The sequence below is a fragment of the Pseudarthrobacter phenanthrenivorans Sphe3 genome (assembly GCF_000189535.1).
In the GTDB taxonomy this organism is placed as follows: Bacteria; Actinomycetota; Actinomycetes; order Actinomycetales; family Micrococcaceae; genus Arthrobacter; species Arthrobacter phenanthrenivorans.
In genome coordinates this window covers 2,037,880-2,058,132 of the sequence record NC_015145.1, presented here as the reverse complement: position 1 = coordinate 2,058,132, position 20,253 = coordinate 2,037,880, and the positions used below count along the sequence as shown (strand labels likewise).

Sequence of the window (20,253 nt, the reverse complement as noted above, 5' to 3'; positions counted from 1 at the left end):
GGGGAAAAAGGAGATGTATGGATAACGCAGGAGGAACCGCACTGGCCATTGTGCTGGTGGTCCTGATCGTGTTTGTGATTATCGTCCTGGTGCGGGCAGTGAGGATCATTCCGCAGGCGCGGGCAGGAGTGGTGGAACGGCTGGGCAAGTACCAGCGCACGCTCAATCCGGGACTGACCATCCTGATTCCTTTCGTGGACCGGCTGCTGCCGTTGCTTGACCTCCGTGAGCAGGTTGTGTCCTTCCCGCCGCAACCGGTCATCACCGAGGACAACCTGGTGGTCTCCATCGACACCGTGGTCTACTTCCAGGTCACGGACCCGCGCGCCGCAACGTATGAGATCGCCAACTACATCCAGGCCGTCGAGCAGCTGACAACCACCACGCTTCGCAACGTGGTGGGCGGCCTGAACCTGGAGGAGGCACTGACCTCCCGCGACCAGATCAACGGCCAGCTCCGCGGCGTCCTGGACGAGGCCACCGGCCGCTGGGGCATCCGCGTTTCCCGCGTGGAGCTCAAAGCCATCGATCCGCCGCACTCCATCCAGGATTCGATGGAAAAGCAGATGCGGGCGGAGCGTGACCGCCGGGCGGCCATCCTCACCGCGGAGGGAACCAAGCAGTCCGCCATCCTCACGGCTGAAGGACAGCGGCAGGCCTCCATCCTCGCGGCTGAAGGCGACGCCAAGGCAGCCATCCTCCGTGCCGACGGCGAGGCCCAGGCCATCCAAAAGGTCTTTGACGCCATCCACCGCGGGAACCCGGACCAGAAGCTGCTGGCCTACCAGTACCTGCAGACGCTGCCCAAGCTCGCGGAGGGTTCATCCAACAAGCTGTGGATCATCCCCAGCGAGGTGGGCGAGGCGCTCAAGGGAATCGGCAGTGCCTTGGGCGGGACCAACCCGGAAACCGGCAAGGGCCTCTTTGATGAAGCCGGAGCGGAACCGTCCGAGCCGCGGCCTGTCCGGGCTGCCGGCCCGGCTGAATAGCCGTCCAGTGGGCCAAAAGGAGGGACCCGTGTTGCAGCGGATCCCTCCTTTTGGCTGTTGACGCCGGACCCCGGTATAATTGTGTATTTGTCCGGCAGGAGCAGATCCGCTGGAACAACAAGGCTTCGCGATGCGTTGAATCTAAAGATGCAGCACAGAGCACAGACTAGTCCGGCGGCGCTTCGGTGCCTCGGCTAACGCGGTGTTGTCCACCGCGAACCGACCAGAGGGAGAAATCATGAGCGATCGCAGCCTGCGGGGCATGCGCCTTGGCGCGCAGAGCATGGAGACAGAGTCCGGAGTCGAGCCGGCTCCGCGCCAGCGCGTCGAGTACCGGTGCGAGGACGGCGAACAGGTCTTCGTCACTTTCTCCTCCGAAGCGGAAATTCCCCCGGTCTGGGTTTCCAAGACCGGCAAGGAAGCCCTCCTGGTTGACGGCGAACGCCCTGACACCAGCAACGACAAAGCGGTCCGCACCCACTGGGACATGCTCCTGGAACGCCGCTCACTGCCGGAACTGGAGCAGATCCTTGAGGACCGGCTGACCATCCTGCGCGAACGCCGCGGAGAACGCCGCTCCGCCTAAGAAACAACGGCCGCAGGACCTCGCGTCCAGGCTAAGAAAAGAGGGGCTCCCTGCACGGTTCGTGCAGGGAGCCCCTCTTTGTGTTCCAGTTCGTAGCCGGTGGCAGCTACTGCGCCTTCCCGCGCGGCGCCTTGCGCATCAACGTGTTCCAGCGTGCTTGCAGGCCCCACTTGGTGACGTTGACCATTGCTTCCACCACGATGTTGCCGCTCATCTTTGAGGCACCGAGTTCGCGCTCCACGAAGGTGATGGGCCGTTCCTCGATGCGCAGCCCCATCCGGGCCACCCGGAAGGCGAGGTCAACCTGGAAACCGTAGCCAACGGAATCCACCTGGTCCAGGTTGAGCTTTTCGAGCGTGGTCCTGCGGAAGGCGCGGTAGCCGCCGGTGACGTCCTTGATCTTCAGGCCGAGCATGAGGCGCGCGTACGTGCTTCCCACCCGGGAGATCGCCTGGCGGTACAGGGGCCAGTTGACCACCTTGCCGCCGGGAACCCAGCGGGAGCCCATGGCCAGGTCAGCGCCCTGTTCAACGGCTTCCAGGAGTTGGGGAAGCTGCTCGGGCTGGTGGGAACCGTCCGCGTCCATCTCAACCAGGATGTCGTAGCCGGCGTCCAGGCCCCACCGGAATCCGGCGATGTAGGCTGCTCCCAGCCCTTCCTTGCCCTTGCGGTGCAGTACGTGGACCTGGGCATCGTCTGCAGCAAAACGGTCCGCAAGCTGGCCGGTGCCGTCAGGGCTGTTGTCGTCCACCACCAGAACGTCCGACGCCGGGACTGCCGCGCGAAGCCGCTGAAGGGTCCTGGGCAGCGATTCCAGTTCGTTGTAGGTGGGAATGATGGTGAGGACGCGCACAGGGGGCCTTTCCTGGGGGAAACGGTCATTGTGCCCGGCCGTGAACGGATCGGCGGCGGGCGCAACTACCCATTATAGGGTGGCGGGGACTTTGTCAGGACCGAAGGGCGGGGCTTGCGTAAAGTTCGCTCCCGTCCCGGACGGTCTGGAGGCACACCGGATCGGCACCCGTGTCCAGTGCCGGCAGCAGCGGCGTCCGGGCCCTGGGGTCGGTGCTCCAGGACTGGACCCGGCCGTCCGCCACTTGGACCATCAGTTCTTCGACCTCCCAAACGGCAAAACTGGCAGGGGCGCCCGGCACAAGCTGCCCCGCCATGGGGTTGGGGTACCTGGCGGCACGCCAGCCGGCACGGGTGTGGCCCAGGAAAGCCGCCCGGGCGGAAATCCGCTGGTCCTGGTTGTGGTGTTCCACGCACGCCCTGACGCTTGACCATGGACGCAAGGGGGTCACCGGGCTGTCACTGCCGAAGCAAACGGGCACACCGGCTGAGTAAAGGGTGGCGAACGGGTTCATGGAACTGCTGCGTTCCCCCAGCCTTTGCTCATAGAGGCCTCCCGGTCCACCCCAGGCAGCATCGAATGCAGGCTGGGCACTGACGGTTACCGAGTAGCGGGCCAGAGTTTCCACCGCCGCCGCATCCAGCATCTCCACATGCTCAAAGCGGTGGCCTGCGGCGCGGACCCGCTGCTCCCCCACTTCCGCGGCCGCACGCTCCAAGGCCTGCAGGGCGGCATCGAGCCCAGCGTCGCCAATGACGTGGAACCCGCCTTGGACACCGGCAAGGGAACACGCGGCCAGGTGCGCCGCGGCCTCTTCCACGCTGAGGTACAGGCTTCCCTGCTCGCCGGGCGAGTCCGTGTATGCGGCGCGCAGGGCAGCGGTCCGGGATCCCACCGAGCCATCGATGTTCAGGTCGCCGGCAAGGCCCCGCACGCCGGACCCAAGCTGCTCAAGGATGCTGCGGGCATGGTCTTCAGAGGTTGCCAATTCACCCCAGTAGGGAAGAACTTCGGGCACACCTCCCGGGCTGCTGTTCCATCCTGCCGCCAGCCGCAGGTCCTCAAGGCCGCCAATATGGGGCGCCCCCATCTCCGCCACTGCCACGTAGCCGTTCGCGGCAGCTTCGGACAGTGCACGTGCTTGGTGGCGCCGCAATGCTTCGTCCGGAAGCCGGCGCGTTGCCTGCCGCGCAGCCGTGTGCGCAGCCCGCCGGACCGTGGCGCCGCCGTCGTACCCGTCCAACCCGCGGACCCCTGCCGCACCAGCCAGGGACTCGGAAACCAACGCCGAATGCACGTCCACCCTTGCCAGGTACACCGGCCGCCCGGCCGAAGCCCGCTCCAGTTCACCGGCTGTGGGCAGGGTGCCATCAGCCCAGGTGGTTTCATCCCAGCCATGGCCCAGGACCGGACCGCTGCCGGGAACTGCTGCCACAGCGTCGAGCAGTTCCCTCGCCGACCGGATCCCTGCCAGCTGGAGGGAATCCAGGGCGATGCCCGTTTCCGTCAGGTGCAGGTGCGAGTCCACGAATCCTGGTGCCACCAGGGCTCCCCGAAGATCGATGATCTCCATCGAGCTGTCAGCGATGGACGAGGCCGCCTGCTCGGATCCCACCCACGCGACGGTGTCGCCGTCCACCAGCATGGCGGTGGCAAACGGATCTGCGGCTGTGTAGACCGAGCCGTTGCGGTAAAGGATTGGGGTGGGGCGGGCGGCGGGCAGCGGTTCAGACTCGGACATACGGGGCAATGCTCCTGGCGTTGGGGGCGGGCGGCCGGGGCACGGCCGGCAAGGCGTAACAGAGGGGCAGGGAAACCTGCGGGGCGGGAAACCTAGAGGACCGAGGAATAAGCCACGACACCACGGCGGATCAGCTTGATGGCCTCGGTGCAGAGCCTGGCCAGGCGGGGATCAAGTCCGGGAATCTTTGCGAGCTGGTCCAGCAGGTCCACCACCTGCTTCACCCAGCGCACGAAGTCTCCGGCAGCCAGGTCCGTGCCGCTGAGGACATCCTGGAGGTGGCGGCCGCGTGCCCACTTGTAGACAGGCCAGATGAGCCCCAGCTCAGGTTCGCCGGTCAGCGGAAGCTTGTTTTCCTCCTCCACGTCCTCCAGGGCGGACCACTCGCGGACGACGATATCCACCGACGTTTCCAGGGAAACACTGGGCATCCTGGGACGCAGCCCGCGGTCCTCACGTTTGGCCTGGTACACCAGCACGCTGGCCAGCGCCGCAACTTCGGCAGCATCGAGGTCATCAAACGCGCCCAGCCGCAACGACTGGGAGATCAGCAGGTCTTTTTCACCGTAGATCCGGCGAAGCCGCTGCCCGTCAGGACTGATGGACAGGCGGCCGTCTGCCGCCGGTTCCAGGTAACCGTAGGCGGACAGGACATCGCACACCCGGTCGAAGGTCTTGGCGATCGTATTCGTACGCCCCTGGATCTGCCGGACCAGTCCGTCCGTCTCGCGCCGCAGCTTCCACCAGCGCTCAGACCAGCGAGCATGGTCCTCCCGTTCACTGCACCCGTGGCAGGGGTGTGCACGGAGGGCACGGCGCAGGTCCGCGATGCGCTTCTCCTGGTTCGGCAGGGTGGTGGCGAGGCCGAAGTCATGGTTGCGGTTGTTCCCGGGGGCGGGCGGCCGGTTTTCCCGCAGCGCGTTCCGTGCCGACGAGGCGAGGTCGCGCCGGGACTTGGGGACCTTTGCGTTGAAGGACTTGGGAATGCGGATACGCGTTACGGGCGCAATGGGGCCTTCCAGGTCATCCGTTCCGATCCTCCGCAGCTGGTTGTCCAGGGTGAGGACGGCAGGCCGCGGCTCACGGCTGCTGTGGTCAGAGCTGAGGACGATCGCAGGGCCCGGCGCGCGGCCGCCGGGGACGTCCACCACGTCTCCTGGGAGAAGCCGCGCCAGTGAATCGTCGTTCAGGGACTTGCGCGCACGGGACCTGGTCTTGGACGTGGCATTTTCCGCGTCGGAGAGCTCCCGCCTCAGCCGTGCGTACTCGGTGAAGTCACCAAGGTGGCACGTCATCGACTTGGCGTACCCGGCCAGCGACTCTTCCCGGCTGCGCACCTGCCTGGCGAGCCCCACCACGGAACGGTCCGCCTGGAACTGGGCAAAGGATGATTCAAGGATCTCGCGCGCCCTGGCCCGGCCGAACTGGGCCAGGAGGTTGATGCTCATGTTGTACGTGGGCCGGAAGCTCGAGTTCAACGGGTAGGTGCGCCTGGAGGCCAGGCCTGCCACCGCCGTCGGGTCCGTGCCCGGCTGCCAGAGCACCACGGCGTGGCCTTCGACGTCGATCCCGCGGCGGCCGGCGCGTCCCGTCAGCTGGGTGTACTCCCCTGCCGTGATGTCCACGTGGGCTTCACCGTTGAACTTGTCCAGCTTCTCCAGCACCACCGACCGGGCCGGCATATTGACCCCGAGCGCCAGGGTCTCCGTGGCAAAAACCGCCTTGACCAGGCCGTCTGCGAAGAGCTTTTCCACCACTTCCTTGAAGGTGGGCAGCATGCCGGCGTGATGTGCCGCAAAGCCTCGGATCAGTCCGTCCCGCCAAGTCCAGAACCCCAGGACGTCCAGGTCGTCCGGCGGAATGTCGTGCCCGGCTTCGTCCACGCGCTGGGCGATGATGCGCTGCTCCTTCTCCGTGGTGAGCCACAGCCCGGATCCCACGCACTGCGCAACCGCAGCGTCACAGCCCGCCCGGGAAAAGATGAAGGTGATGGCGGGCAGCAGGTCCATGCGGTCCAGGCTCGCAATGACCTGTGGCCGGCTGGCCGGACGGATCCCCCGGTCGTCGCCGAGGCGGCCGGGGCGGTCATTGCCGCGCCTGCTGCGCTGGCCCCGTCCGCCAGGTCCGCCCGGACGCCCGCGGAAGCTTTGCTGGCTTTCACTGCGCGCCACTGCCAGGAGGTCGGGATTGACCTCGAAGCCGCGTCCCTTGGAGCTCTCCGCGGACGAGACCGGTTGCGTCTCACCCTCCTCTACAGGAGGGGCGATTTCGTCGAAGGTGGTTTCACCGGCGAACAGATCCATGATCTGCCGCCCCACCATCACGTGCTGCCAGAGGGGCACCGGCCGGTGCTCGGAGACAATGATGTCCGTGTCGCCGCGGACGGTGTCCAGCCACGCGCCGAACTCCTCGGCGTTGGAGACGGTGGCGCTGAGCGAGACCACCTGCACCTCACTGGGCAGGTGGATGATGACTTCCTCCCAGACTGCGCCGCGGAAGCGGTCGGCCAGATAGTGGACCTCGTCCATGACCACGTAGCCCAGATCGTCCAGGGTCGCGGAGTCCGCGTACAGCATGTTCCGGAGGACTTCGGTGGTCATCACGACGACGGGCGCGTCACCGTTGATGCTTGTGTCGCCGGTGAGCAGGCCTACTTTGTCCGCACCGTACTTCTCGGAGAGTTCGGTGAACTTCTGGTTGCTGAGGGCCTTGATGGGTGTGGTGTAGAAGGCCTTCAGGCCCCGCTGCAGGGCGAGGTAGATGGCAAACTCACCCACGATGGTTTTGCCTGCCCCGGTGGGCGCCGCCACCAGCACGCCCCTGCCCTCCTGCAGGGAACGGCAGGACTGCCGCTGGAAGTCGTCGAGCTCGAAGTCGAGGGTCCGGATGAAGGCGCCCAGGTAGGTGGCTGCTTCCGCCCTGCGTTCGGCACTGGCACGGTACCGCTCGGCCGGTGAGAGTTCTTCGAAGTTTTGGGAGCCGGCCGCGGACGGTCCGGCGGAAGTAGGCCCGGTGTTGGAGGACATACCCCAAGCCTAACGGGCGCTTACAGGTTCTTCAGCTCACTGCCCGGGGTGGCGATGTCAGCGGACGCCTCGGTTTCGGCCATGCGCTTGGCCTGGCGGCGTTCCCGGCGCTTGTCATTCATGAGGCAGATCCCGATTGCAGCGAAGAACAGCACCAGCAGCGGGCCGGCCAGCATGAACATCGAAATGGCGTCCGCTCCCGGAGCTGCAATGGCGGCCAGGACGAACACCAGGAACACCGTGATCCGCCATGCTTTCAGGATGGTCTGGCCGGAGATGACGCCGGCCATGTTGATGCCTACGAGGACCACCGGGACCAGGAAGGCAATGCCCAGCACCAGGACCATCCGGGTGACGAACTCGATGTAGGTCCTTGCGTCAATGACGCTTGAGGAGCCGTCAGGGGTGAATTGCGTCAGGGCGCGGACCACCTGCGGGACCACCAGCCAGCCGGCCCAGATCCCGGCAAGGAACAGCGGGACGGCCGCGGCCATGTACCCCAAGGTGTACCGGCGTTCCTTGGAGGTAAGCCCGGGAGTGATGAACGCCCAGAGCTGGTAGATCCAGATGGGGCTCGAGATGACCACGCCAATGAGCAGGGACATCTGGAGCTTGAAGTCGAACGGGGACGCGATGGTCCCGAAGTTGATCGCCGAAAGCCCGCCCGTTTGCTGCGAGATGCGGTTGACCGGATCGGCCAGCGCCTTCAGCAGCGGATCGTAAAGTATCCAGCCTCCAATGCCGCCAATGACGACGCCGACAGCCGACTTGATCAGCCGGTTTTTCAGCTCTTTGAGGTGGTCCCAAAGAGCCATCCGCCCCTCTGGGTTGGCTTTACGGGCCCGCGACAGTGCCACTGGGGGTCAGGCGCGGTTCGACGGCGGAACGTCAGTGCCGTCTGTCGGCTCACCGGGCTTCGCCTTGGGGTGGTTCACGATGGTGCCTTCCACCGGCCCCGAAGCGTCGGTGGGTTCGTTCTTGCCGTCGTTCTTCATTTCCTTGACCTCGGACTTGATGATCCGCATGGACTGGCCAAGGCTGCGTGCCATGGCCGGAAGCTTGGGCGCGGCAAAGAGCAGCAATGCAACAACAATGATGATTACGATGGGCCAGGGGCCATCAAAGAGTCTTCCCATGGGAATTCCTTTCGTCTTACTACATTTTACTTCTATGTGAAGTCAAGATCGCCGAGCGCCTGCGGCTGGCCCCGGTCCGTTTTGCGCTGCACTCGCCGGAGGCGGCGTTCTTCCCGTCGGGATGACTTGGATGCCTCGTAATCATGTCGCATGACCGACGGCGAGGCAAAAACTGCCGAGCCCGGGACGGGCCTGGCGGGATCTGCAGGATCTTCGGGTGCGTCCAGTGGACCCAACCGCCCCAGTTTTTCACCGGCCTCGCCCAAATCCTTCACGGTCGCCATGAACTGGCGGAACAGCCGGATGCCCAGCAGGAGATAGAAGAGCAGGGCAAGAGAAACAAGTGCGACCCATATCAGGATCCATGACCACCAAGGCATGCTGAGAAGTCTAGCCTCCGTACCTGGCCAGGGCTGCCGCCAGCCACTCCCGGGAGGCTCCAGCCAGTTCCGTGGGTGCCAGGATGCGGACTGCACCGCCGTGCTGGGCCACAAACATGGGCAGCCAGTCGGTGTTGCTGAACCTGATTTCGGCAACCAGCCCGCCGTCGTCGAGCCCTGCCGTGCGCTCAGCATAGTAATCATCGGCGAGCCCCCTGCCCTGGCGGGTGAGCTGGACGGTGACCACGGCGTCGTCGTCCCCGGCGGTGAAGAGTTTGGCAGGCACGCCCTGTGCGGGGGTGGTCCCTTCCGGAACCGGAAGGCCGTTGGGGTGTACTTCCTGGATCCGGTCCAGGCGGAAGTTCCGTAGTCCTTCCACTGAATGGCAGTAAGCCTCGAGGTACCAGGTGTTGTCCAGGGAATAGAGCCGCAGGGGGTCCACATCCCGTACGGTGATGCTGTCGCGCTGCGGGGAAAGGTAGGACAGGCGAAGCTGGGAGCGCGATTCGACGGCGTCCCGCAAGGTAGCGTGCGTGGCGGCATCCGCCGGCGCCACCTCGGGCGCTGCCAGTGAGGCCGCGCGGAGCCCTTCCTCGCCGGCTGCTGCAAGGAGCTTCAGCGTCACGGATTCCAGGGCACCTCCCCCGGCAACCTCCGGGAGGCTGTTGAGCGTTTCCAGCCCGGTCAGGAGGGCACACGCCTCCTCCACGGTGAAACGGACTGGTTTGGTCAGGTCCAGGTCCTGGGTGATGTAGACGTGGTCGTCCTCCCACTGGATATCCAGCAGGTCATCCGGGTAGCCCTCCGGAAGCCCGGAGCAGATCAGAATCTGAAGATCATCCTCCAGTTCCCGCCTGCTGATCCCGAACTGGTCCGCCACGTCCTGGATGTGCAGGCCCTGGTTGTGCACCAGGAAGGGCACCAGCTGCAGCATGCGCTTGAGCTGGTCTTCGGAGGTCCGCGCACGGGCCGGCCGCGTGGGAACATCGGCAAAGTGGAAGTCCGGGACAGGTGCGGCGCTGAAGTCCGCGGCGGCCCGCAGCCTGCGGCGGACAGCGTCAACAAGTTCGGCCGGGGCAATTGCCAAGGCCTCCGGTCCGTATGAGGCGAGCTCTTCAGCCAGGGCTTCCGGGTCCCTGTACTGGACGCGGAGCCGTTCATAACCCGCAGCCGGCGTGCCGGGCATACCGTCACCGGCCGCGTTGCCATGAGGCGCTGCGCGGCGCCGCAGCGCCAGGAGGCGACCTTCCCGGACATCGACGACGGCGGTGCGGAGCGGCAGTTCGGGGAGGCGTTCCAGCTCCTGCCGGATGTTAAAGTCCTGCGGAGGGGTGAAATGTTCACGCTCCAGCGTCGACACTGCGCTGGTGAAGCGCGACAGGCGAAAATGGCGCGGAGCGTTGCGGGCGCGGTCGTATCCTGCCAGGTACCAGTGTCCGAACCGGCTGCCCAAACCCCACGGCTCAACGGTCCGCAATTCCTCCGTGCCGGTGCTGCCGGCAAGGTAGGTGAACGTGACGGGGTGCTTGGCGTGCATGGCCGCAACGAGGTCGTCGAAGGCCTGGCCGGCAGGTTTGATCCTGGGTTGGACACCGTCCGGGAGCCTGACGTCGGCCATCGTTCCGGACGCCTGCAGCTTTCGCAGGGCACTTTGCGCGGCGGTGCCCAAGGCCGCCCTCTCCCAGAGCTGGGATGCCAAAAGGAGGACTGTCCATTCCTCGGGGCCCAGCTGGACGTCCGGCAGCCGGTTGGACTCCTTGCCGATCCGGTAGCGGGTGGTGGCGGGGTCGTCCTCGCTCCAGCCCATGTCTGTGAGCGTTTCGACCTCGAAGCCGAACTTCCGCAGGTCGCTCTTGTCCCGCTCAAACATCCGGCCAAAGGATGCTTCACTAGCGGCGGTGTCGCGGTAAATGGTTTCCCGCAGTTCGCTGCGGCGCAGGCCGTACCTGGTGTTAAGCAGGGCGATCAGCAGGTTGAGGAGACGTTCTGTACGGGATGCGGACACCCTCGTTACGTTACTAAACTCCGCCGCCGAACGCAGGAAGCGCGGCAGCACCGGAACCTTTTGGTTCCAGGCGCTGCCGCGCTTCCGGACTGGCTGGTGCTGCCAGGCTGCTGTTGTCAGCGGACGCCGACGAGGTCCACCACGAAGATCAGGGCTTCGTTCGGCTTGATGGCTCCGCCTGCTCCGCGTGAGCCGTAGGCCAGCTCCGAGGGGATTTCCAGGCGGCGGCGGCCGCCGACTTTCATGCCCAGCAGGCCCTGGTCCCAGCCCTGGATGACCTGGCCCACGCCGACCCGGAAGTCCAGCGGTGCGCCGCGGCCCCACGACGCGTCAAACTCTTCGCCGGTGGACCAGGCCACGCCCACGTAGTGGGTGGATACGGTGTCGCCGGGCTTGGCTTCACGGCCGTCGCCCTCAATGAGGTCGGTAATGACCAGTTCCGTGGGCACATCGCCCTCGGGGAAGTCGATCTCGGGCTTCTGGCGGTCGAAGTCACGCTGACCAAATGACATGGTTGCTCCTTTTGATGTCTGTGTTGCTCGTGCCTGTGTTGCCCGTGCCCGTGTTGCCGGTCACGGTGCCGCGGCGGGACGGCCGCGGCCTGACTGCAAGTCTTCCTACTTCGCGCCGAGGATGTCCACTACGAAGACAAGGTCGCCCTTGGCCTCGCCCTGCCCGGCGTCGCCGTAGGCAAGGTCCTTGGGAATGACCAGCAGGACCCGTGAGCCAACCGTCTTGCCGGCGAGGCCCTGGGTCCAGCCCTTGATGACGCCGGTGAGCGGGAAGCTCGCCGGTTCACCCCGGTCAAAGCTGGAGTCGAACTTGGTGCCGCCTGCCAGGGTGACACCCACATAGTTCACGGTCAGGGTGTCGGATTCCTTAACGGTGGCGCCGTTCCCCTTGATGAGGTCCTGGGAAACGAGGGCCGTGGGGGCGGCTACGCCTTCGACGTTGATCTCGGGTACGCCCTCGGCGTTTTCGGTTACCTTCGGAAGGCCGGCCGGCGGGGTAACGGTCTCGCCCTCGGGCTTTTCAAGTACGGGTGCCACGTCCTCAGCGGACAGCACCTTGATGACCAGGAGCTGAGTGGGCTGTGCCTCGCCACCAGCTGCTGCGGCCTGTCCCGGAACGGCCAGTGCAAGGCTGGAGCCCACCTTGGCGCCTACGAAAGCGTTGTAGATTACTTCGCTGCCGGTCTTCAGTTCCTCGTTGAGCTCCAGGGGCTCGGGTTCGTTCGGGAACGTGTCCTCAAGCGTGGAGCCGTCAGCGGCGTTGAGGGCGAGGATCGAAATGTTGGCGACCTGGTTCGCCTTGACCGGCTCGCCACTGCCCTCGGTGACCACCTTGATGGTGGGTTCAGCCACTTCCAGGGGCTTGGCGAACTCCACGCCCGGGGCCTTCTTGTCCCCGTTGTCAGTCAGTTTGAGGGAGTCGAACTTTGCAGTCTCCCCGGCGGAAACGCTGGTGGGTTCCGGCTCTGCGGGTGAACCTCCGCAGGCGGTCAGCAGCAGCAGACCGGAAAGAAGGATTGCTAGTAGTCGGCGCACGTAAGAAAACTTTCGTCGGGGCAGGATGGATGCGATGTTCCGCCTTGGCAGCGGCAGGTATCGCGGCAGGCCCGGATAAGGGCCCTATCCAGAATAGCCCCTGAAGCTGGATGTCAGCCCATAGAGTCAAGGAGCGCATCAACCCGCTCATCGACGCTGCGGAAAGGATCTTTGCACAGGATGGTCTGATGTGCCCGGTCGTTCAGTTTCAGGTGTACCCAGTCCACCGTGTAGTCACGGCCCAGTTCCTGTGCCCGCCTCACGAAGTCTCCGCGGAGCTTGGCCCGGGTGGTCTGCGGGGGCATGTCCACGGCGCCCTTGATGACCGTGTCATCCACGATGCGCCGCACCGCACCCCGTGACTGGAGCAGGTAGTACAGGCCCCTGCTGCGGGAGATGTCGTGGTAGGTAAGGTCGAGCTGCGCTATCCGCGGCGCATCCAGCCCAAGGCCATGGCGCTCACGGTAGTTGTCCATCAGCTTCTTCTTGATCGCCCAGTCGATTTCAGTCTCGATGCCCCGCGAGTCGCCGCTTTCGATGGCCTTCAGCGTACGTTCCCAGAGATCCAGGATCAGCGGCACGTGGGGGTTGTGGGCACCGTTCTCCTTCACGAAAGAGGTGACCTTGCCCAGGTATTCCTGCTGGATTTCCAGCGCCGTGAGCTGGCGCCCGTTGGCCAGGCGGACCAAGGCACGGCCGCTGAGGTCGTGGGAGATTTCGCGGATGCTGCGGATGGGGTTCTCCATGCGCATGTCCCGCATGATCACGCCTGCCTCGATCATGCGAAGCACCAGGTCCACGGTTCCGATCTTCATCATGGCCGTGGCTTCGGACATGTTCGAATCGCCCACGATGACGTGGAGCCGTCGGTAGAACTCAGCGTCAGCGTGCGGCTCGTCCCGGGTGTTGATGATGGGGCGGGACCTGGTGGTGGCCGAGGACACCCCCTCCCAGATGTGATCCGCCCGCTGGGAAAAGGCGTAGGTTGCCCCGTGCGGCGTCTTGAGGATCTTGCCTGCACCGGCAATCAGCTGGCGGGTAACCAGGAACGGGATCAGGATCTCCGCCAGCCTGGAAAACTCGCCGCGCCGGGGAATGAGGTAGTTCTCGTGGCTGCCATAGGAGTTCCCGGCGGAGTCGGTGTTGTTCTTGAACAAGTACACGGTGCCGTTGAACCCCTCAGCCGCAAGCCGGGCCTGTGCCTCGTCCACGAGGTCATCCAGGATGAGCTCTCCGGCCCGGTCGTGGGCTATGAGTTGCGCGAGGTCGTCGCATTCTGCCGTCGCGTATTCGGGGTGCGACCCCACGTCAAGGTAGAGCCGGGAGCCGTTGGTCAGGAAGACGTTGGATGAGCGCCCCCAGCTGACCACCTTGCGGAAGAGGTAACGGGCCACCTCCTCGGGAGCAAGAGGCCTCGAGTCCGGGCTCGAATACGAAATCCCGAATTCGGTTTCGATGCCGAAGATTCTCTTGTCCATCTTCCTGTCCTCCTAGGCCAGCAGTGCAGTGATGTCCGCGTCGTTGAGCCGGCGGAAGGCCCGCCTGGTTCCGCGGGTGCGCTCTGAGTCCCTGTCCAGGACTGCCACTTCCAGGGCACCCGGCGGCAGCGTCTTGGGCTGTTCCTCCCCCTCGGCCGGCGGAACCAGGCCGGTCATGGCCAGGCGCACGGCTTCCGCAAAGCTGAGCGAGCTGCGCCAGCCTTCCCCGATGACCGAGGAGACCTTGTCAGCCTGGCCACCCATGACAACAAAGGAGTGCTCGTCGGCGATGGACCCGTCGAAAGTCAGCCGGTACAGGTGGTCCTCCGCCTGGGCGGGGCCCACTTCAGCCACGGCCAATTCCACTTCGAACGGTTTCTGCTCGGCGGTGAACACTGCCCCCAGGCTTTGGGCGTACACACTCGCCAGGCCCCTTGCGGTGACGTCCTCGCGGTCGTAGGAGTAGCCGCGAACGTCCGCGTACCGGACCCCCGCCTGGCGGAGGCTTTCGAACTCGTTGTATTTTCCGACGGCGGCGAATGCGATCTTGTCGTAGATCTCGCCGATCTTATGCAGGGACGGGGAGGGATTCTCGGCCACCAGCGCGATCCCGTCCTCGCAGCTGATCACGACGACGGACCTGCCGCGGGCTATGCCCTTCCGCGCGAAGTCCGCGCGGTCCTTCATCAGCTGTTCAGGTGAAACATAGAACTGCTGTGTCATCTCAGGCCTCCCGTCCGGCGCTGGTCCGGGCTTCTATGACGTTCCGTGATACCGCTTCCAGTTCGTTACCGGGCACCTGGCGCGCGCCGGAGCTGTCAACTGTGTAGATGATGGGCCAGAGTTTGCGGACAGTATCCGGACCGCCGGTGGCTGAATCGTCGTCGGCGGCGTCATAGAGGGATTCAACAGCCACGGCGATGGCCTCGGCCGCGGAGAGGTTGGGACGCCAGAGCTTTTTCAGGGCGCCGCGGGCAAAGACGGATCCGGACCCTACGGTGTGGTGTTCATGCTCCTCGTACCGGCCGCCGGTGACGTCGTAGGAGAAGAGCCGGCCCACGCCCGCGCTTGTGTCGAAGCCGGCGAAGAGCGGCACCACGGCCAGTCCCTGCAGTGCGAGCGGAAGGTTCCCCCTGATCATCGCACCGAGCCTGTTGGCCTTGCCTTCAAGGCTGAGGAGCGTGCCCTCGATTTTTTCGTAATGCTCAAGTTCCACTTGGAACAACCGCGTGAGGTCTATGGCAATGCCGGCAGTACCCGCTATCCCGAGCACCGAGTATCGGTCTGCCGGAAAGACTTTTTCAATGTGCCTGCTGGCGATGACATTGCCCATGGTGGCACGCCGGTCCCCCGCCATCAGCACGCCGCCCTCATAGCTCATGGCCACGATTGTGGTGGCATGCGGCACCTGCAATGGGGTGGCAGGCGCCCCTGCCTGCAGGGACCGGTTATAGGGCAGAAGCTCCGGCCGGTCCCGCTGCAGGTGTTCAGTAAATGATGAGGTGGCGTTGGCGGCTACCTGGTTGGCGGTTGATTCCTGCACTCATGCACTCCTTGAACGTGGTTCTTCAACGTCGGTACAGATTCCGGCCGTCCGCGGCTTCGGCCACCTCGTGGCTCCGGGTTACTGACCGCCCTTTTGGACGAACGCGCGGACGAACTCTTCGGCGTTGGATTCGAGCACGCCGTCGATCTCATCAAGAAGATCGTCCACGCCTTCTGTCGACGCCGAGGCCTGTGCCTCGGGCGGCGCGGGAGGTGCCTCGGGAATCTCGTCTTCGACCTGGCTGTCGCGCGATTGCGGTTGCTGCTGCTCCTGGCCTGCCATTGTTACCCCTCCTTGTATCCGTCATCGGATCCGGCGGATCCTCCGATATGCCCATCCTGCCACGGAGTGGGCTTCCCGGGGGCGTTTACGCCGCAGGCGGAGTGCTGTTGTGTCCCAGCAGCTCCGCAAGGAACGGGCCCGCTTCCCGGTAGCGTTCGAACAACGCTCCGGTCAGGGCTTTGGTTCCCCGAAGCGGTTCCCGGGTAGGCACACGCTGGAGCCTTCCATAGCCCGGCACGTCGAAGATGACGGAGTCCCAACTGGCACCGACGACGTCCTTGCCGAAGCTGCTGATGCACTTGCCCCGGAAGAAAGCGCGTGTGTCACGCGGCGGTTCGGAGACTGCTGACGCAATGGCAGCGTCCTCGAGGATTCGTTGCATCCGGTTCCTGGCGAGGAACCGGTAATAGAGTCCTTTTTCGGGCCTGATGTCCGCCCACTGCAGGTCCACCAGTCCCAGCCGGGCATCGCCCCACTCCAGCCCGTCACGTTCACGGTAGCCCTCAAGAAGTGAGAGTTTGGCCAGCCATTCAACCGACGAGGCAGCGGCGGCCCTGTCGCTGTCCAGTTGCGTGAGGACGGTGGCCCAGCGCTCCAGGACCTCGTGCGTGTGCCCGTCGCCGTCCACGGCATCACCGACTCCGGTGTCCTGGGCCAGCTTGGCGGCGGCCTCGTGGTACATCCATTGCAGGTCGAGTGCGGTGACCCGCCGGCCGTCCAGCAGCCGCATGGTGGCGGTAAGGGAGGTATCGTGACTCACCGCCTGGAGTGCGGCCACCGGCTCATACACCTCGACTTTGGGGGCCAGCCCCGCTTCGATGAGGCTGAGCACCATGGCCGTGGTTCCAAACTTCAGGTAGTTGGAGACCTGGCTGAGGTTGGCGTCGCCGATGATGACATGGAGGCGCCGGTACTTGTCCGCCGTCGCGTGCGGCTCGTCCCTGGTGTTGATGATAGGCCTGCGGATGGTGGTTTCCAGTCCAACTTCGGCCTCAAAGAAGTCTGCCCGCTGGCTGATCTGGTAACCGTGGGTGGAGCTGTCCTGGCCGATGCCCACCCGGCCGGTGCCGCAGACCACCTGGCGGCTGACGAAGAAGGGCGTCAGGCCCCGGACGATGTCGCCGAAGGGGACGGAGCGGGGCATGAGGTAGTTCTCATGCGAGCCATAGGACACGGATTTGTTGTCCGTGTTGTTCTTGTAGAGGTTTATGGGCGGAAGGTCCGGATCTGCTGCCAGTCGGCGCACTGCCGCAAGCGCCACCAGGTCGCCGGCCGCATCCCATTTGACGGCGTCCCGGGGGTTGGTTACTTCCGGGCTGGAATATTCGGGATGGGCGTGGTCCACGTATAACCGCGCCCCGTTGCCGAGGACCATGTTCATCAGCAGCGTTCCGGACTCGTCCTGTCCGTCGAGTTCCAGTTCCTCGCGGCCGTATGCCAGGGCGACAGCCTCGGCATCCAGGACCGGCGGCTGGTCAGTCAGCTGGCTGGGGTGCGCGGCGGCCCGGTCCACGGTCCAGCCGCGGGCGTCATGCAGCGGCTCTTCGTCTGTATAGTCCCAGCGGGTCTCCGCTCCGCCGGCTGCCCTTTGGCGTGTCACCTGCGCGTAGGCCTGGACCACCCTGGCGCTCATCATGGTGGCATTGGCTGAAGGTGCGGAGGGGGCGTGGATTCCATATTCGGTTTCCGCCCCCATGACCCGCATGGCCCCGCCGGCCGGCAGTGTTCCGCCGGCGGCAGGCTCCGATGCAGCCGTCATAGATACTGCCCCGTGGTGGGCATCGTTTCGATGGACTTGCCTGGCTCCTGGCCGGCCTTGCCCTGGACGATGGTGCGGATGTAGGTGATCCGTTCGCCCTTCTTTCCGGAGATACGGGCCCAGTCATCGGGATTGGTGGTGTTGGGCATGTCCTCGTGTTCACGGAATTCGTCCACCACCGCACGCAGGAGGTGTTCGATCCGCAACCCCTTCTGGTGGGTGGTCAGCAGGTCCTTGATGGCGTACTTCTTGGCCCTGTCCACCACGTTCTGAACCACGGCACCAGAGTTGAAGTCCTTGAAGTACAGCATTTCAGTGTCACCGTTGGCGTAAGTGACTTCCAGGAACTCATTGGACTTGTCCGTGGAGTACATGGCTTCCACCGTCCGCTGGATCATCGCATCCACCGTGGCCTGGACGTCGCCGTTGTGCTCGGCGAGGTCCGTTTCGTGGAACGGCAGGTCCGGGGTGATGTACTTGTTGAAGATGTCGGCCGCTGCTTCTGCATCAGGGCGGTGGATCTTGACTTTGACGTCCAGCCGGCCGGGCCTCAGGATTGCCGGATCAATCATGTCCTCGCGGTTTGACGCGCCGATCACGATCACGTTGTCCAGCCGCTCCACGCCGTCGATCTCGCTGAGGAGCTGGGGCACTATGGTGGTTTCGACGTCGGACGAGATGCCTGTGCCGCGGGTGCGGAACAGCGAATCCATCTCGTCGAAGAACACCACCACGGGGCTTCCGTCGGAAGCCTTTTCGCGTGCCCGGGAGAAGATCAGCCGGATGTGGCGCTCGGTTTCACCGACGTACTTGTCCAGCAGCTCCGGTCCCTTGATGTTCAGGAAGTAGCTCTTGAGGTCCACATTGCCGGAACGCTCTGCGGCGCGCGCGGCGAGTGAGTTGGCCACTGCTTTAGCGATGAGAGTCTTTCCGCACCCTGGAGGGCCGTAGAGCAGGATGCCTTTGGGCGCCTTGAGCCCGTGCTCCCGGTAGAGGTCCGGGTGCAGGAACGGGAGCTCCACGGCGTCACGGATCTGTTCGATCTGCGGTCCGAGGCCGCCAATGTCTTCATAGGTGATGTCCGGGACTTCCTCCAGCACCAGGTTCTCCACCTCGGAGCGAGGCACTTTTTCGAGGGCGTAGCCGGTCCTCGAATCCACGGACAGGGCGTCGCCCACCCGCAGCTTCTCGGAGAGGAGCGCTCCGGAAAGCCGGACAACCCGTTCTTCGTCGGCGCGCCCCACCACGAGGGCGCGGTCAGCGCCGAGCATCTCCTTCAGCGTGGCCAGCTCACCAGCCCGCTCGTAGCCAAGGCCGGCCACGATGAGGAGCGCTTCGTTGAGGAGTACCTCCTGGCCCACCGCCAGCTGGTTGATATTGACCAGGGGGCTGATGCCCACCCGCATTTTCCGGCCGGCATTGAAGATGTCCACCGATTCTTCCGTCGCCGCCTGGCCGCTGCTGCCGGGTGTGGGCTGGCGCCTCGGGTTCAGCTGGAGAATGGTGCCGAAGCTGTAGGGCGGCTGTCCTTCCTGGTCCAAGGCGTTTTTCAGCCGAAGGATCTCGGCCTTCGCAGTTTCAAGCATGCTGACCAGCTTGGTGTTGTTCTGCGTTGCCGCAGCCAACTGGCGGTCTATGTGCCTGAGCTTGTCCCGGAGGATGTTGACCTGGCGGTCGGCAACCGAGAGGTCATTGGCGGCAGACTGCTCTGCCGGTGTACGTCCGGAGTCCTGGTTTGGTGTCTCCATGATGTATCAGCCCCTTCCTGCGCTTCTATTAAGACATTAGCCCCAAGATGGCAGGTAGGGAGGGAGACTCCCGAAATGTGGACTAGTTCGTAACCTCGGGGTCATCCTTGACGTTCGTTCCCGCGATCGCGTCGCGGGCTGCGCGCCGCAGTTTCTTGTCGGAGACCTGGCGCTCCCCCACGGCACCCGGCGTCCAGGCGTTCACGTCGTCTTCATTGAAGTCAGTCTTCGAGGGACGGCGCTTGACGGAGATGCCCGTAACGCCGTCGGCAAGCCGCCTGGTGACCAGCAGGAAGCCGGTGTGCGCCACCATCCTGTGGTCCGGGCGGACGGCGAGGCCCTCGAGGTGCCAGCCGCGGACCAGGGATTCCCACGCATCAGGCTCGGTGAACCGGCCGTCGGCGCGGATTGCCTCGGCGGTGCGTGAGAGCTGGGTCACCGTGGCAACATAGTTGATCCACACGCCGCCGGGAGCCAGGACCGTGGCAACAGCGTCCAGGCATTCCCAGGGGGCCAGCATGTCCAGGACCACACGGTCAACGGAGCCTGGTGCTTCGGTGCGGACAACTTCTTCCTGGAAGTCGCCCAGGGAGATCTGCCAGGCAGGGTGCGGTCCGCCGAAAATGGTCTCGACGTTGCCGCGGGCAATGTCGGCGAACTCCTCGCGGCGTTCGAACGAGTGCAGGTATCCGTTGTCGCCCACGGCACGGAGCAGGGAGATGGACAATGCGCCGGAGCCGACGCCGGCTTCAACCACACGGGCGCCGGGGAAGATGTCCGCCATGGTGACGATCTGGCCGGCGTCCTTGGGATACACCACGGCGGCCCCGCGCGGCATGGACAGGACAAAATCGGAGAGCAGGGGCCGCAGCGTCTGGTACTGCTGGCCCACATTGTTCACCACTACCGAGCCGTCCACCTTGCCGATGATGTCGTCATGGTTGAGGAAGCCGCGGTGGGTGTGGAAGGCCCCGCCGCTTTCGAGGGTGATGGTGTTCATGCGCCCGCGTTCGTCGGTCAACTGGACGCGTTCGCCTTCGCGGAAGGGGCCACGGCGACGGGAGGCACCCACCGGCTGCGAGCCGCCGGCGGCAGAACCGGCGGTGGCACCTGCTGCTGTGGCATCGTTGACGGCAGTTTCGCTGCTCATGACTTTCCTCACTCCTGTAAAACTGTG

General features: G+C 64.9%; 18 protein-coding genes. 2 read left to right on the top strand and 16 right to left on the bottom strand.

Annotated elements, in window-relative coordinates:
• Positions 1-17 precede the first annotated feature (17 nt).
• Both ASPHE3_RS09455 and ASPHE3_RS09450 read left to right on the top strand, forming a co-directional pair.
• Positions 18-989 carry an SPFH domain-containing protein gene (locus tag ASPHE3_RS09455; RefSeq protein ID WP_013600998.1) on the top strand — a complete coding sequence of 324 codons (972 nt, stop codon included), beginning with the start codon at positions 18-20 and terminating at the stop codon, positions 987-989.
• Between the two features lie 238 nt (positions 990-1,227).
• The gene (locus tag ASPHE3_RS09450) at positions 1,228-1,575 is read left to right on the top strand and encodes an RNA polymerase-binding protein RbpA (RefSeq protein WP_013600997.1); all 348 of its coding nucleotides are present in this window, start codon (positions 1,228-1,230) and stop codon (positions 1,573-1,575) included.
• Positions 1,576-1,681: 106 nt separating this feature from the next.
• Here the strand turns inward: ASPHE3_RS09450 and ASPHE3_RS09445 are convergent, their stop codons facing one another.
• The 16 genes from ASPHE3_RS09445 to ASPHE3_RS09370 form a co-directional block, all read right to left on the bottom strand.
• Positions 1,682-2,428, bottom strand: a complete 747-nt coding sequence (locus ASPHE3_RS09445) for a polyprenol monophosphomannose synthase (RefSeq protein ID WP_013600996.1) — start codon at positions 2,426-2,428, stop codon at positions 1,682-1,684.
• A gap of 94 nt (positions 2,429-2,522) precedes the next feature.
• Complete coding sequence (locus tag ASPHE3_RS09440; RefSeq protein ID WP_013600995.1) at positions 2,523-4,169, bottom strand: amidohydrolase; 1,647 nt, start codon at positions 4,167-4,169, stop codon at positions 2,523-2,525.
• Between the two features lie 92 nt (positions 4,170-4,261).
• A complete protein-coding gene (locus ASPHE3_RS09435; RefSeq protein WP_013600994.1) occupies positions 4,262-7,195 on the bottom strand; it encodes a DEAD/DEAH box helicase in 2,934 nt (977 codons plus the stop codon).
• Positions 7,196-7,215: 20 nt separating this feature from the next.
• Positions 7,216-8,010, bottom strand: coding sequence for a twin-arginine translocase subunit TatC (gene tatC / locus ASPHE3_RS09430; protein ID WP_013600993.1), 795 nt, complete (start codon positions 8,008-8,010; stop codon positions 7,216-7,218).
• Positions 8,011-8,058: 48 nt separating this feature from the next.
• Entirely contained in the window at positions 8,059-8,331 is a 273-nt protein-coding gene (gene tatA / locus ASPHE3_RS09425) for a Sec-independent protein translocase subunit TatA (RefSeq protein WP_013600992.1), read from the bottom strand.
• A 32-nt stretch (positions 8,332-8,363) separates the two neighbouring features.
• Entirely contained in the window at positions 8,364-8,711 is a 348-nt protein-coding gene (locus tag ASPHE3_RS09420; protein WP_013600991.1) for a hypothetical protein, read from the bottom strand.
• A 10-nt stretch (positions 8,712-8,721) separates the two neighbouring features.
• Entirely contained in the window at positions 8,722-10,716 is a 1,995-nt protein-coding gene (locus ASPHE3_RS09415; protein ID WP_013600990.1) for a helix-turn-helix transcriptional regulator, read from the bottom strand.
• Between the two features lie 116 nt (positions 10,717-10,832).
• The gene (locus tag ASPHE3_RS09410) at positions 10,833-11,228 is read right to left on the bottom strand and encodes an FKBP-type peptidyl-prolyl cis-trans isomerase (protein ID WP_013600989.1); all 396 of its coding nucleotides are present in this window, start codon (positions 11,226-11,228) and stop codon (positions 10,833-10,835) included.
• 105 nt (positions 11,229-11,333) lie between these two features.
• Entirely contained in the window at positions 11,334-12,263 is a 930-nt protein-coding gene (locus ASPHE3_RS09405) for an FKBP-type peptidyl-prolyl cis-trans isomerase (RefSeq protein ID WP_013600988.1), read from the bottom strand.
• A gap of 113 nt (positions 12,264-12,376) precedes the next feature.
• On the bottom strand, positions 12,377-13,741 hold the full coding sequence (gene pafA, locus ASPHE3_RS09400) for a Pup--protein ligase (protein ID WP_013600987.1): 1,365 nt from the start codon (positions 13,739-13,741) through the stop codon (positions 12,377-12,379).
• A 12-nt stretch (positions 13,742-13,753) separates the two neighbouring features.
• Complete coding sequence (gene prcA / locus ASPHE3_RS09395; RefSeq protein ID WP_013600986.1) at positions 13,754-14,464, bottom strand: proteasome subunit alpha; 711 nt, start codon at positions 14,462-14,464, stop codon at positions 13,754-13,756.
• Between the two features lies 1 nt (position 14,465).
• Positions 14,466-15,284, bottom strand: coding sequence for a proteasome subunit beta (gene prcB / locus ASPHE3_RS09390; protein ID WP_013600985.1), 819 nt, complete (start codon positions 15,282-15,284; stop codon positions 14,466-14,468).
• Between the two features lie 81 nt (positions 15,285-15,365).
• Positions 15,366-15,569, bottom strand: a complete 204-nt coding sequence (locus ASPHE3_RS09385) for a ubiquitin-like protein Pup (protein ID WP_013600984.1) — start codon at positions 15,567-15,569, stop codon at positions 15,366-15,368.
• 85 nt (positions 15,570-15,654) lie between these two features.
• Complete coding sequence (dop, locus tag ASPHE3_RS09380; RefSeq protein ID WP_013600983.1) at positions 15,655-17,328, bottom strand: depupylase/deamidase Dop; 1,674 nt, start codon at positions 17,326-17,328, stop codon at positions 15,655-15,657.
• On the bottom strand, positions 17,325-19,076 hold the full coding sequence (gene arc, locus ASPHE3_RS09375) for a proteasome ATPase (RefSeq protein ID WP_013600982.1): 1,752 nt from the start codon (positions 19,074-19,076) through the stop codon (positions 17,325-17,327). The genes dop and arc overlap by 4 nt, the downstream gene beginning before the upstream one ends.
• An 82-nt stretch (positions 19,077-19,158) precedes the next feature.
• On the bottom strand, positions 19,159-20,226 hold the full coding sequence (locus ASPHE3_RS09370) for a tRNA (adenine-N1)-methyltransferase (RefSeq protein WP_013600981.1): 1,068 nt from the start codon (positions 20,224-20,226) through the stop codon (positions 19,159-19,161).
• Positions 20,227-20,253: the final 27 nt, after the last annotated feature.

Coding starts and splice junctions, on each gene's coding strand:
- ASPHE3_RS09450 (WP_013600997.1), top strand. CDS start 1,228: ATGAGCGATCGCAGCCTGCGGGGCATGCGCCTTGGCGCGCAGAGCATG.
- tatC (WP_013600993.1), bottom strand. CDS start 8,010: ATGGCTCTTTGGGACCACCTCAAAGAGCTGAAAAACCGGCTGATCAAG.
- prcA (WP_013600986.1), bottom strand. CDS start 14,464: ATGACACAGCAGTTCTATGTTTCACCTGAACAGCTGATGAAGGACCGC.
- ASPHE3_RS09440 (WP_013600995.1), bottom strand. CDS start 4,169: ATGTCCGAGTCTGAACCGCTGCCCGCCGCCCGCCCCACCCCAATCCTT.
- ASPHE3_RS09370 (WP_013600981.1), bottom strand. CDS start 20,226: ATGAGCAGCGAAACTGCCGTCAACGATGCCACAGCAGCAGGTGCCACC.
- pafA (WP_013600987.1), bottom strand. CDS start 13,741: ATGGACAAGAGAATCTTCGGCATCGAAACCGAATTCGGGATTTCGTAT.
- ASPHE3_RS09455 (WP_013600998.1), top strand. CDS start 18: ATGGATAACGCAGGAGGAACCGCACTGGCCATTGTGCTGGTGGTCCTG.
- ASPHE3_RS09385 (WP_013600984.1), bottom strand. CDS start 15,569: ATGGCAGGCCAGGAGCAGCAGCAACCGCAATCGCGCGACAGCCAGGTC.
- tatA (WP_013600992.1), bottom strand. CDS start 8,331: ATGGGAAGACTCTTTGATGGCCCCTGGCCCATCGTAATCATCATTGTT.
- dop (WP_013600983.1), bottom strand. CDS start 17,328: ATGACGGCTGCATCGGAGCCTGCCGCCGGCGGAACACTGCCGGCCGGC.
- ASPHE3_RS09420 (WP_013600991.1), bottom strand. CDS start 8,711: ATGCCTTGGTGGTCATGGATCCTGATATGGGTCGCACTTGTTTCTCTT.
- ASPHE3_RS09410 (WP_013600989.1), bottom strand. CDS start 11,228: ATGTCATTTGGTCAGCGTGACTTCGACCGCCAGAAGCCCGAGATCGAC.
- arc (WP_013600982.1), bottom strand. CDS start 19,076: ATGGAGACACCAAACCAGGACTCCGGACGTACACCGGCAGAGCAGTCT.
- ASPHE3_RS09435 (WP_013600994.1), bottom strand. CDS start 7,195: ATGTCCTCCAACACCGGGCCTACTTCCGCCGGACCGTCCGCGGCCGGC.